The following is a 12,099-nucleotide window of genomic DNA, read 5'->3' as shown; positions in this document are numbered from 1 at the left end:
GAGGCTCTCATCAATGTCCCGCGCCAATCTCAACGATCTGCAAGCCTTCGTGGTCATTACCCGCGAAGGCAGCTTCACTCGCGCCGCCGCACAGCTGGGCGTCTCGCAGTCCGCGCTCAGCCACACCATGCGCGCTCTCGAAACCAGGCTCGGCGTTCGCCTGTTGACCCGAACCACGCGCAGCGTATCCCCCACAGAGGCCGGCCAGCGGCTGTATCAGTCCATGGCGCCGCGCTTCGACGAAATTGAACTTGAACTGGCTGCGGTCAGCGAGTTTCGCGATACCCCGGCAGGCAACGTGCGGATTTCAGCTTCCGAACATGCGGCGAACAACATCCTTTGGCCCAAGCTGTCGAAGGTGCTTCCCGACTACCCGGACATCAAGGTCGAAATCACCGTCGACTACGCCCTCTGCGACATCGTCGCGCAGCGCTACGACGCGGGCGTGCGCCTGGGCGATCAGGTGGCCAAGGACATGATCGCCGTCCCGATCGGCCCCCCGTTGCGCATCGCCGTAGTGGGGTCTGCCGAATACTTCAAACAGCGGCCGTATCCGAAAGAGCCAAGGGATTTGGCCGCACACAATTGCATCAATTTGCGCCTGCCCACCCACGGGAACCTGATGCAATGGGACTTTGAGAAGGACGGTCACGAACTCAAGGCGCGTGTCGAAGGACAGTGGACGTTCAACAGCAGCTTGCCGATCCTGCGCGCTGCTGTCGCCGGATGCGGGCTGGGGTTCCTGCCAGAAGATATGGTAGCCAGGGAGCTTGCCGACGGAAGCCTTGTGCGGGTACTCGAAGACTGGTGCCAGCCTTTTGCCGGTTACCACCTTTACTACCCCAATCGCCGTGAGCATTCTTCAGCGTTCGGCATAGTGGTGGACGCGCTGCGTTACAAGCGCTGAGTCGTCCATGGTCAACCTGCCTGGATGGCACGGATGAAATACGTGAGTGATTCCAACTTCAAATAAACACTGGGAGATACTCGGTTTGATCTAGGCTTGAATGAAATCACGCGGGAAAAAAACCATGTCCCTCGCCCCCGGAAATCTATTGGCCCTGGCTTTGGGTGTCTTCTTTTGCACAGTCGTGTACGGACAAGGGGTAGCAGACACCGATTCCCCACCGGCAATACTTCCATTGGCATCCGAGACTGCGCCAAAACTCATTGCCTACCCGCCGCTTGCCGAGCCACTCGCCCGCGGTGTTGTCATTATCCAGTATCGAACAGAACACGCCAGGATCATGCCGGTATTTGGCAAAGCAGCTGTTGAAGTATCACCACGTCTCGGTCACCTCCACGTGACCGTCGACGACTGGAAAGGCACATGGGCGCACACCAGCGAAGACCCGATCATCCTGGTTGGACTGACGCCCGGCACTCACAAGGTTCTGCTTGAAGTGGCCGATCCGACTCACAAAATCCTCGCCAGTACGACAGTGAGTTTTATCGTTCCGCAGAAGTAACCGGCGGACGCTCCCCACATTGACAGTGATCACGCAGTCAAACCATAACGATTGAGTGTTCATAGCTGACTGCGGTGGTGTGAGTAGCCTCTGATTTCGAAAACACCTCTGACTGACTACGCTGTTTTCAAGTCTTTTCGCCAACCTGCACTTCGCTTTACTTCTGGCAGCACAACTCCACCCTCAGGGTGACGGTAGATAGCCCATCACACGTGACTCGCCCATCAGCAGCGGGCGATTCAGTTCCGCACAAGCACGCAAGTACTCGGCCACCAGGGTGACCCGCTTCAGCTTGCGCAGGTCCTCGCTGTAATACATCCAGAACTGCCGCGTGATCTCCACTTCACCGGGCAGCACTTCGCACAGGCGGGGATCGGGGCCGGCGAGGAAGCAAGGCAGGATCGCCAGCGCCCGCCCCTCCAGGGCTGCGTGGTAATGGGCCACCACGCTGGTGCTGCGCAGGCGACTGTTGGCGCCGGGCATCAGGTCGTTCAGGTAGAGCAGCTTGAAGCTGAAGGCCAGATCCTCGACGTAGGTCACGAACGGGTGAACGGCCAGGTCCTCGCGACAGCCAATCGTCGGATGACTGGCCAGGTACTCCGGCGTCGCATACAGACGCAGGCGGTAGTCGCACAATCGCGAGCACACATAGGGACCGCGCTCGGGCCGTTCCAGGGTGATGGCGATGTCCGCCTCGCGCCGTGACAGGTTGATGAAATGCGGGACCGGCAAAATGTCCGCCGAGATATGCGGGTAGTGCTCGAGGAAGTGGCTCATCTGCGCAGTGATGAAACAGGTCCCGAAGGCTTCGGTACAACCGATGCGCAGGTGCCCGGCGAGCCCCCCGGTGGTGCCGAAAACCTGCTCGCAGGCTACCAGCAGCGTACTTTCCAGGGATTCGGCGTGGCTGACCAGGCGCTGCCCCTCCACGGTCAGGACAAAACCTGCGGTTCGCGACTTCTCGAACAACAGAGCACCCAGACACTGCTCCAGGGCGCGTATGCGCCGCGACACCGTGGTGTAGTCCACCCCCAGGCGGCGAGCTGCACCGCTGGCGGTGCGGGCACGGGCGACCTCGAGGAAGAAACGCATGTCGTCCCAGTTCAGTGGGTTCTGCGTTGTGCTTTTTTGCATATCCATCGGGCTTTTCTGCCAATACATATGGGAAATATGCACTTATATACTCGCATCTCACCCAACTTGGCCAGCGTCGTTTTCAGGCCAGGAAAGCCCCCCACCCCAATAATAAATACCGAGGGCTGACAGCATGAGCGCATGGATAAACACCGGCTTGCACGCCGGACACAAACAGCTGCGCAACAGCGCAATCGCGGCCACGGTTCTCGTCTGCCGTTGGCCCGATCCACTGCTCGCCGCGCCGCGGATCGGGCTCGCCCTCCTGCACCGCCCTCTCTCCACCGCAAGGTCATCCGGGCGGCAATAACTCCAGCACATCAGCATTCAGGTGGCGTCCCGCATCGGGTCGCTGCCCGGGTACCCGTACGCCCCTCAAAAGGCCGAACAACAAAAACAACTAGAAATGCGGAGCCGCACCATGACGACCGACCATCCGAACCACGTCCAGACCTGTGCACTGGTCAGGGCCAACCCCAAGTTCCACCGCCTCGCGCGCCAGCGTGCACTGCTGGCCTGGACGCTGAGCGGCGCGGTCCTGGCTATCTATTACAGCTTCATCATGGTGGTGGCTTTCGCCCCTGCCTGGCTGCACCTGCCGCTCTACGACGGCAGCCACCTCAGCCTCGGCATGCCAATCGGCGTGACGATCATCCTGTTGTCCTGGCTACTCACCGCCTGGTACGTGCACAGCGCCAACACCCGCTTCGACGTACTCAGCTCGCAGATCCTGCAGGAGTCCCGCGCATGAAACGCCTGTTCGCCCTTCTCGCCCTCAGCCCTGTGCTGGCCCATGCCGAGCCCATCATTGCGCAGAAGCAACCGCTCAACCTGCACGCCATCGGCATGTTTTTCGTCTTCGTCCTCGCCACCCTGCTGATCACCTGGTGGGCGGCACGACGCACCCGCTCCGCCGCCGACTTCTACAGCGCCGGTGGCGGCATCACCGGCTTCCAGAATGGCCTGGCAATCGCCGGTGACTACATGTCGGCGGCAACTCTGCTGGGCCTGTCGAGCCTGGTCTTCGCCAAGGGCTACGACGGCTTCGTCTACATCATCGGCTTCTTCGTCGGCTGGCCCATCGTCACCTTCCTGATGGCCGAGCGCTTGCGCAACCTGGGGCGCTACACTTTCGCCGACATCGTCTCCTACCGCCTCGATCAAACCCGCGTGCGCAGCTTCGCCGCCCTCGGATCGCTGACCGTGGTGTGCTGCTATCTGGTGGTGCAGATGGTCGGTGCCGGTCAACTGATCAAACTGCTGTTCGGCCTCGACTACCGCACGGCGGTGGTGGTAGTCGGACTGCTGATGCTGGTCTATGTCATCTTCGGCGGCATGCTCGCCACCACATGGGTACAGATCACCAAGGCGGTCCTGCTCCTGGCGGGCGGCACGACACTGGTGCTGATGGCCCTGAGTCGTTTCGATTTCAGCTTCGAGACGCTGGCCGCCCAGGCTGTGGCCGTGCATGCCAGCGGCGTGCAGATCATGGGCCCGGGCACCTTGCTGGCCGACCCGATCAACGCGGTGTCCCTATCCCTTGGACTGGTCTTCGGCATTGCCGGCCTGCCGCACATCCTGATGCGCTTCTTCACGGTGCCCAATGCCAAGGAAGCGCGTAAATCCGTACTGTTCGCCACGGTGTTCATCGGCTTCTTCTTCCTGGTGGTCTGCGTCCTGGGCTATACCGCCATCGTCATCGTCGGCACCGATCCTCAGTACTACGTCGATGGCAAGCTCGGCGGGGCCATGATTGGCGGCAGCAATATGGTAGCCATGCACCTGGCGAAGGCGGTGGGTGGCAACCTGTTTCTCGGTTTCCTCTCTGCCGTGGCTTTCGCCACCATTCTCGCAGTGGTGGCTGGCCTGGCCCTGGCCGGTGCCTCGGCCATCTCCCATGACCTTTACGCTTCGGTATTGAAGAAGGGCTGCGCCGACGAGAAACAGGAAATGCGTGTGTCGCGCATCGCCACCATCTGCCTGGGCATCGTTGCGATCGCCCTCGGCATTCTGTTCGAGGGGCAGAACATCGCCTTCCTGGTCGGCCTGACGTTCGGCATCGCCGCCTCGGCGAACTTCCCGGTACTGATCATGGCCATGTACTGGGGCGGCCTGACCACCCGCGGCGCCCTCTATGGCGGCCTGACCGGGCTGGTCAGCGCACTGGCCCTGGTGATCGGCTCGCCGTCGGTGTGGGTCGGCGTACTGGGGCATGCCCAGGCGCTCTTCCCTTACGACCAGCCGGCGCTGTTCTCCATGCCACTGGCCTTCCTGGTCATAGTGGTCGCTTCCAGGCTTGACCGCAGCGAACGCGCCGACCGCGAACGCGCCGCCTATGCCGACCAGTTCGTCCGTGCCCAGACCGGCCTTGGAGCTGCCATGGCCAGCAGTCACTGACGCTGCTTTTTCCGGGGCTGACGCCCCGAGCGCGAGTCCGCTCCTTTGCTTCGCGCTTTTTTACGCCCGACCTGCGCCGCTCGGCGCAGGACACCCCAGAAGCGCCCCTCCCTCGCCAACGCCAAGCGGCGCGGGAGCGGCTCGTCGACAACAAAAACAACAAAAGGCAACCAATGAAACCCACCACCCTCACCCTGTTCCTGGCCGGCACCGGCCTCGCCGCACAGGCTCACGCCGACTTCTTCGCAGACAGCACGGCCAGGCTGGAAACGCGCAACTTCTACTTCAACCGCGACTTCCGCCAGGCCAATGCCGCCCAGTCCAAGCAAGAAGAATGGGCCCAGGGTTTCCTGCTGCGCTACGAATCGGGCTATACCGACGGCATGATCGGCGTCGGTATCGACGCTCTTGGCCAGCTCGGCGTCAAGCTCGATTCCAGTCCCGATCGCTCCGGCTCCGGCCTGCTCAAGCGCGATAACGAGCCGCCCAAACGCGCCAAGGACGAGTATGGCGAACTGGGCCTGACGGCCAAGTTCAAAGCGTCCAACAGCGTGCTCAAGCTCGGCACCCTGACCCCGAAGTTGCCGGTGCTGTTGGCCAATGACTCGCGCCTGTTGCCGCAAACTTTCCGCGGTGGGCAGTTGAACGTCCAGGAGATCAAAGGCCTGAGCGTCGATGCCGGGCGCGTGGATCGGGTCAACCAGCGCGACTCCTCGGACTACGAGAAAATGGCGATCACCACCACCGGCGCCAAGGGCATTGTCAGTGGCCAGGCCCGCAGTGACGCCTTCAATTTCGCCGGCCTTGCCTACCAGTGGAACGACCGGCTGAACACGGGCTACAACTACGGCGGCCTGGAAGACTTCTACCACCAACACCAGTTCAGTCTGGTCCACGTGCTGCCGCTGGGCGCAGGCCAGACGCTCAAGAGCGACCTGCGCTACGCCCGCTCCACCGACGACGGTAACAGCAACATCGACAACAACGCCTTCGGCGCCATGTTCACCTATGCCCTCGGCGGCCATGCCTTCGGTCTGGGCTACCAACGCATGAGTGGCGACACCGGCTTTGCCTACGTCAATGGCAGCGACGCCTACCTGGTCAACTTCGTGCAGATCAACGACTTCGCCAACAAGGACGAGCGTTCCTGGCAGGCGCGCTACGACTACAACTTCGCGGCGCTCGGCATTCCCGGCCTGACCTTCATGACCCGCTACCTGGCCGGCGACAGCATCGATCTGGGCGCCCGCAGGCCTGAGGGTCGCGAATGGGAGCGCGACACCGACATCGGCTACGTGGTGCAGAGCGGCCCGCTGAAAAACCTCGGTCTGAAGTGGCGCAACGCTACGGTGCGCACCGCCCACTTCGGTAACGATCTCGACGAGAACCGCCTGATCCTCAGCTATACCCTGGCGCTCTGGTAATCCCTCGCACAAGGCGGGTGCCGCTCACATCGCTTGACGGTGCGGGCAGCACCCGCCTTGTGCATTTCTGGCGCATCGGGGATGCCGCCAACCTGTGTTTTTTTGCACAACGCACGGGACTTTTTGAGCATTCTTATTTGATTTATGCCTGCCTATACTCGATTCAACCGCTTGGTCATGAACCAGGTCAGTCCCAATAAAAATAAACAGGGCACCCACCGTGAAGCCATTCTTGCTTGCCGTCGTCTCCCCACGTTCAGGTACCCGCGCGCGTCTCGGGAGACTCCAATGAACAACAACTGCCAACCCTTCCTGGCCGCTCGTGACTTCCTGCTGGCCCACCGTACCGACTACGCCACCGCCGTGCGTGACTTCCGCTGGCCGCAGCTGAGCGAATTCAACTGGGCGCTGGATTACTTTGACGCCATGGCCGAGGGCAACCAGGCCAATGCCCTGTGGATCGTCGAAGAGGACGGCAGCGGACAACGCTACAGCTTCCAGCAACTGGCCGCGCGCTCCAACCAGGTGGCCAATCACCTGCGTGCCCTGGGCGTGCGCCGCGGAGAGCGCATCCTGCTGATGCTCGGTAACGACATCGCCCTGTGGGAAACCATGCTGGCTGCCTTCAAGCTCGGCGCCGTGGTCATCCCCGCCACCGCCCTGCTGACCCCTGAAGACTTGCGTGATCGCATCGAGCGTGGTCATGTGCGTCATCTGGTGGTCGGCGCCGCTCATGTCGACAAGTTCGACGGCCTGGGTGAAGGCTGCAGCCGCATCTGTGTTGGCCCGGCCCCCGCAGGCTGGACCCCGCACAGCGCTGCCAGCGAATATTCCGAACAGTTCGAAGTCGAGGGCCAAACGCTCGCCACCGACCCGATGCTGCTGTACTTCACCTCCGGCACCACCTCCAAGCCGAAGATGGTGCTGCACAGTCACCAGAGTTACCCGGTCGGCCACCTATCGACCATGTACTGGATCGGTCTGCAGCCGGGCGACCTGCACCTGAACATTTCGTCCCCGGGCTGGGCCAAGCACGCCTGGAGTTGCCTCTTCGCACCATGGAATGCCGGTGCCTGCATCTTTATCCACAACACCGCACGCTTCAGCGCGCAAGCCCTGCTCGGCGTGCTGGAACGCTACGGCGTCACCAGCCTGTGCGCGCCGCCTACCGTGTGGCGCATGCTGATCCAGGAAGACCTGCCCAGCTACAAGACACGCCTGCGCCTGCGCGAACTGGTGGGCGCCGGTGAGCCGCTCAACCCGGAGATCATCGAGCAGATCCAGCACGCCTGGGGCCTGTTGCTGCGCGACGGTTTCGGCCAGTCGGAAACCACCGCCCTGGTCGGCAACACGCCTGGCCAGCGGCTCAAGCCGGGGTCCATGGGCCGTCCGCTGCCGGGCTACCGGGTGACCATGCTCGACCCTGATGGTGTGCCGGGTAACGAAGGCGAAGTGGCCCTGCCGCTGGATGTGCGCCCGCTCGGCCTGATGCTGTGCTACGAGGACAGCCCGGAAAAGACCGCCGAAGTGATGCGCGACGGCTACTACCGCACCGGCGACACCGCGCAGATCGACGAAGAGGGCTACATCACCTTCGTCGGCCGCGCCGACGACGTGTTCAAGGCTTCCGACTACCGCATCAGCCCCTTCGAGCTGGAAAGCGCGCTGATCGAGCACCCGGCGGTGATGGAAGTGGCCGTGGTGCCAAGCCCCGACCCGGTGCGCCTGGCAGTGCCCAAGGCCTATCTGATCCTGGCCCATGAAGCCCAGGGCAGCCACGAACTGGCCGGCAGCATCTTCGCGTTCGCCCGTGAGCACCTGGCGCCCTACAAGCGGGTACGGCGCATCGAATTTGTCAGCGAGCTGCCCAAGACCATCTCCGGGAAGATCCGCCGGGTGGAACTGCGGCAAATGGAAACGCAGCGCCGTCAGGGCGACGCACGTGGCCCGCAGGAATACTTCGAAGAAGACTTCCCGCAACTCAAGGGCTGAACCCAGGCCGGTACGCCGGCCCTTCTGAATCCAAATCCGACCGCTCGGCCATCCAGGCCGAGTGGCTTAACTCGACCCAAAGAAAGTAGGCAGAACTGAAAATGACCTCTTCCAGCATTCCAAGCGTCAAGCTTCTCATCAACGGCGAATTCGTCGAATCGCGCAGCACTCAGTGGCGCGACGTAGTCAACCCGGCCACCCAGGAAGTCCTGGCCCGCGTCCCCTTCGCCACCGCCGAGGAAATGAACGCCGCCGTCGCCAGCGCCAAGCAAGCCTTCAAGACCTGGCGCAAGACCCCGATCGGTACCCGTTCCCGTGTCTTCCTCAAGTACCAGCAACTGATCCGCGAGAACATCAAGGAACTGGCCGCCCTGCTGACCGCCGAGCAAGGCAAGACCCTGCCGGATGCCGAAGGTGACGTGTTCCGCGGCCTGGAAGTGGTCGAGCACGCCGCCAGCATCGGCAACCTGCAGATGGGCGAGTTGGCCAACAACGTGGCCAACGGCGTCGACACCTACACCCTGCTGCAACCGCTGGGCGTTTGCGCCGGCATCACCCCGTTCAACTTCCCGGCGATGATCCCGCTTTGGATGTTCCCGATGGCCATTGCCACCGGCAACACCTTCGTCCTCAAGCCGTCCGAGCAGGACCCGCTGGTGACCATGCGCCTGGTGGAACTGGCGCTGGAGGCCGGTGTACCCAAGGGTGTACTCAACGTCATCCACGGCGGCGTCGACGCGGTGAACCTGATCTGCGACCACCCGGATATCAAGGCCGTGTCCTTCGTCGGTTCGACCAAGGTCGGCACCCATGTCTACAACCGCGCCACCCAGAACGGCAAGCGCGCGCAATGCATGATGGGCGCGAAAAACCATGCCATCGTCCTGCCCGATGCCAACCGGCAGCAGACCCTGAACAACCTGCTGGGCGCCTCCTTCGGCGCCGCCGGCCAGCGCTGCATGGCTCTGCCCGTGGTGATCCTGGTCGGTGAAGCGCAGGCTTGGCTACCGGACCTGATCGAGCGAACCAAGACCCTCAAGATCAATGGCGGCACCGAGCCAGGCACCGACATCGGCCCGGTGATTTCCTGCGCCGCCCTGGACCGCGTCAACGGCCTGATCGCCAGCGGCATCGAAGAAGGTGCAAAGCTTGAACTGGATGGGCGCAACCCGAGCGTGCCGGGCTACCAGGACGGCAACTTCGTCGGCCCGACCATTTTCTCCGGCGTCACGGCGCAAATGTCCGTGTACCGCGAAGAGATCTTCGGCCCGGTGCTGTGCGTGATGCACGCCGCCAACCTGGATGAGGCAATCGAGATCATCAACGCCAACCCGAACGGCAACGGCACTGCCCTGTTCACCCGTTCCGGCGCTGCCGCGCGTCACTTCCAGGAAGAGATCGACGTCGGCCAGGTCGGCATCAACGTGCCGATCCCGGTACCGGTCCCGCTGTTCTCCTTCTCCGGTTCGCGCGCCTCCAAGCTGGGCGACCTGGGCCCCTACGGCAAGCAAGTGGTGACCTTCTACACCCAGACCAAGACGATCACCCAGCGCTGGTTCGACGAGGACGACACCAGCGGCGCGGTGAACACCACCATCACCCTGAAATGACCTTTGCCGGCCGGCGCCTTGCGTCGGCCGACGACAAGCGCGCGCAGGATTTCCTGCGCCACTGCCCCCTATCGTAAAAGGTAGCCAACATGCATATCGGATTTCTCGGCCTCGGCAACATGGGCGGCCCAATGGCCCGTAACCTGCTCAAGGCTGGCCACAGCCTGACCGTCTTTGATCCCTTCCCCCAGGCGGTCGCCGCCCTGGTGGAGGCCGGCGCCAGCGCCGCCGACTCGCCCGCCGCCGTGGCCAAGGCCAGGGTCGAGGTGATCATCACCATGCTGCCGACCGCCGAACACGTGAAGCAGGTCTATCGCGGCAAGGACGGCCTGCTGGCCAATATCGGCCCAGGCGTGTTGCTTATCGACAGTTCGACCATCGACCCGCTGAGCACCCGCGAAGTGGCCAAATATGCCCTTGCCCAAGGCAACCCGATGCTCGACGCGCCGGTATCCGGCGGCACCGGCGGCGCGGCGGCAGGCACCCTGACCTTTATGGTCGGTGGCCCGGACAGTGTGTTCGACCAGGCCCTGCCGATCCTCTCGGCCATGGGCAAGAACATCGTGCACTGCGGCGCAGCCGGCAACGGCCAAGTGGCCAAGATCGCCAACAACATGCTGCTTGGCATCTCCATGGTCGGCGTCGCCGAAGCCATGGCCCTGGGTGTGGCCCTGGGCATGGAAGCCAAGGTGCTGGCCGGGATCATCAATACCTCCAGCGGTCGCTGCTGGAGCTCGGAGGTCAACAATCCGTTCCCGGGTGTACTGGAAAACGCGCCGGCCTCACGCGGCTACAGCGGCGGCTTTGGCAGCGACCTGATGCTCAAGGATCTGGGCCTGGCCACCGAAGCGGCCAGGCACGCGCGTCAACCGGTCGCGCTCGGTGCTGTAGCCCAACAGCTGTACCAGACCTTCAGCCTGCAAGGTAATGGCGGCCTGGACTTCTCCGCCATCATCCAACTGTTCCGCGGAGAAGCCTGAGCATGAGCGAGCAGCAAGCCCCGGTGCTGGCCAGCGTACGCAACCGCGTCGGCCACCTGACACTGAATCGGCCAAGCGCGTTGAACACCCTGGACCTGCCCATGGTGCGCCTGCTATGCCGGCACCTGTGGGCTTGGGAACAGGACCCGCAGATCGTCGCCGTGACCATTCGTGGCGCCGGTGAAAAGGCCTTCTGCGCCGGCGGCGACATTCGCATGCTGTACGACAGCTACAAGGCCGGCGACAACCTGCACGAGCTGTTCCTCGAGGAAGAGTATGCCCTCGACGAATACCTGCATGGTTACACCAAGCCTGTGCTGGCGCTGCTCGATGGTTTCGTCCTCGGCGGCGGCATGGGCCTGGCCCAAGCCGCCTCGCTGCGGGTGATCACCGAGCGCACGCGGATGGGCATGCCGGAAGTCGGCATCGGCTTTTTCCCCGATGTCGGTGGCAGCTATTTCCTGCCACGCCTGCCGGGGGAACTGGGAACCTATCTGGGCATCACCGGCTGCCAGGTGCGTGCCGCCGATGCCCTCTATGCGAACCTTGCCGACTACTACCTGCCCAGCGAACGGCTGGCCGAGCTGGATGCCTGTCTCGACCACCTGAACTGGACCGCTGCGCCCGACGAAGACTTGCAGGACTTGCTTGCCGACATGGCCACAGAGCGTCTTGCCGGGTCCGAGCTCAAGGCCTGTCGCCAGGCGATCGACGAGTATTTCGCCTTGCCCGATGTCCCGGCCATTCGTACCGCGCTGCAGCGTGAACAACGCCCCGAACTGCAAGACTGGGCCGAGCAGACGGTGAAACTGCTCGACAGCCGCTCGCCACTGGCGATGGCCACGACGCTTGAGTTGTTGCGCCGTGGTCGTTACCTGAGCCTGGCCGAGTGCTTCGCTCTGGAGTTGCACCTGGACTACCAGTGGTTCGACAAGGGCGACCTGATGGAGGGTGTGCGCGCCCTGATCATCGACAAGGACAAGCGCCCACGCTGGAACCCGCCAACCCTGGCAGAGCTGGAACCTGCCCGGGTGCAGGCCTTCTTCAACGAGTTTCAACGCGCCTGCGGCAAGCCCGTACGCACCGCCTGATC

At 63.0% G+C, this 12,099-nt stretch carries 10 protein-coding genes; 9 read left to right on the top strand and 1 reads right to left on the bottom strand.

Annotated elements, in window-relative coordinates; translation table 11 throughout:
• Positions 1-13: 13 nt before the first annotated feature.
• On the top strand, positions 14-907 hold the full coding sequence (locus tag AC1RS8_RS10865; protein ID WP_489338656.1) for a LysR family transcriptional regulator: 894 nt from the start codon (positions 14-16) through the stop codon (positions 905-907).
• Between the two features lie 124 nt (positions 908-1,031).
• On the top strand, positions 1,032-1,469 hold the full coding sequence (locus AC1RS8_RS10860; RefSeq protein ID WP_489338657.1) for a DUF6130 family protein: 438 nt from the start codon (positions 1,032-1,034) through the stop codon (positions 1,467-1,469).
• 183 nt (positions 1,470-1,652) lie between these two features.
• Here the strand turns inward: AC1RS8_RS10860 and AC1RS8_RS10855 are convergent, their stop codons facing one another.
• Positions 1,653-2,630, bottom strand: a complete 978-nt coding sequence (locus tag AC1RS8_RS10855; RefSeq protein ID WP_090456025.1) for a LysR family transcriptional regulator — start codon at positions 2,628-2,630, stop codon at positions 1,653-1,655.
• A 394-nt stretch (positions 2,631-3,024) separates the two neighbouring features.
• Between AC1RS8_RS10855 and AC1RS8_RS10850 the strand changes: the two genes are divergently transcribed.
• The 7 genes from AC1RS8_RS10850 to AC1RS8_RS10820 all read left to right on the top strand — a co-directional run bounded on the left by AC1RS8_RS10850 (position 3,025) and on the right by AC1RS8_RS10820 (position 12,097).
• The gene (locus tag AC1RS8_RS10850) at positions 3,025-3,354 is read left to right on the top strand and encodes a DUF485 domain-containing protein (RefSeq protein WP_090456027.1); all 330 of its coding nucleotides are present in this window, start codon (positions 3,025-3,027) and stop codon (positions 3,352-3,354) included.
• A complete protein-coding gene (locus tag AC1RS8_RS10845; RefSeq protein WP_090456028.1) occupies positions 3,351-5,000 on the top strand; it encodes a cation acetate symporter in 1,650 nt (549 codons plus the stop codon). The genes AC1RS8_RS10850 and AC1RS8_RS10845 overlap by 4 nt, the downstream gene beginning before the upstream one ends.
• A 173-nt stretch (positions 5,001-5,173) precedes the next feature.
• Positions 5,174-6,424: an OprD family porin gene (locus AC1RS8_RS10840; protein WP_429521444.1), complete on the top strand. Its 1,251-nt coding sequence runs from the start codon at positions 5,174-5,176 to the stop codon at positions 6,422-6,424.
• A 288-nt stretch (positions 6,425-6,712) separates the two neighbouring features.
• On the top strand, positions 6,713-8,416 hold the full coding sequence (locus AC1RS8_RS10835; RefSeq protein WP_489338658.1) for an AMP-binding protein: 1,704 nt from the start codon (positions 6,713-6,715) through the stop codon (positions 8,414-8,416).
• Between the two features lie 101 nt (positions 8,417-8,517).
• Complete coding sequence (locus AC1RS8_RS10830; protein ID WP_150813951.1) at positions 8,518-10,026, top strand: CoA-acylating methylmalonate-semialdehyde dehydrogenase; 1,509 nt, start codon at positions 8,518-8,520, stop codon at positions 10,024-10,026.
• Between the two features lie 89 nt (positions 10,027-10,115).
• Positions 10,116-11,006, top strand: a complete 891-nt coding sequence (mmsB, locus tag AC1RS8_RS10825; RefSeq protein WP_090456035.1) for a 3-hydroxyisobutyrate dehydrogenase — start codon at positions 10,116-10,118, stop codon at positions 11,004-11,006.
• Between the two features lie 2 nt (positions 11,007-11,008).
• Complete coding sequence (locus AC1RS8_RS10820) at positions 11,009-12,097, top strand: enoyl-CoA hydratase/isomerase family protein (protein WP_489338659.1); 1,089 nt, start codon at positions 11,009-11,011, stop codon at positions 12,095-12,097.
• The last annotated feature ends 2 nt before the right edge of the window (positions 12,098-12,099 follow it).

The organism is Pseudomonas sp. GW821-FHT12A04 (genome assembly GCF_058807755.1).
This window is presented reverse-complemented; position numbering and strand designations above follow the sequence as displayed.

Excerpts from the sequence above, each read along its gene's own strand:
- AC1RS8_RS10865 (WP_489338656.1), top strand. The coding sequence starts at position 14 with ATGTCCCGCGCCAATCTCAACGATCTGCAAGCCTTCGTGGTCATTACC.
- AC1RS8_RS10860 (WP_489338657.1), top strand. The coding sequence starts at position 1,032 with ATGTCCCTCGCCCCCGGAAATCTATTGGCCCTGGCTTTGGGTGTCTTC.
- AC1RS8_RS10855 (WP_090456025.1), bottom strand. The coding sequence starts at position 2,630 with ATGTATTGGCAGAAAAGCCCGATGGATATGCAAAAAAGCACAACGCAG.
- AC1RS8_RS10850 (WP_090456027.1), top strand. The coding sequence starts at position 3,025 with ATGACGACCGACCATCCGAACCACGTCCAGACCTGTGCACTGGTCAGG.
- AC1RS8_RS10845 (WP_090456028.1), top strand. The coding sequence starts at position 3,351 with ATGAAACGCCTGTTCGCCCTTCTCGCCCTCAGCCCTGTGCTGGCCCAT.
- AC1RS8_RS10840 (WP_429521444.1), top strand. The coding sequence starts at position 5,174 with ATGAAACCCACCACCCTCACCCTGTTCCTGGCCGGCACCGGCCTCGCC.
- AC1RS8_RS10835 (WP_489338658.1), top strand. The coding sequence starts at position 6,713 with ATGAACAACAACTGCCAACCCTTCCTGGCCGCTCGTGACTTCCTGCTG.
- AC1RS8_RS10830 (WP_150813951.1), top strand. The coding sequence starts at position 8,518 with ATGACCTCTTCCAGCATTCCAAGCGTCAAGCTTCTCATCAACGGCGAA.
- mmsB (WP_090456035.1), top strand. The coding sequence starts at position 10,116 with ATGCATATCGGATTTCTCGGCCTCGGCAACATGGGCGGCCCAATGGCC.
- AC1RS8_RS10820 (WP_489338659.1), top strand. The coding sequence starts at position 11,009 with ATGAGCGAGCAGCAAGCCCCGGTGCTGGCCAGCGTACGCAACCGCGTC.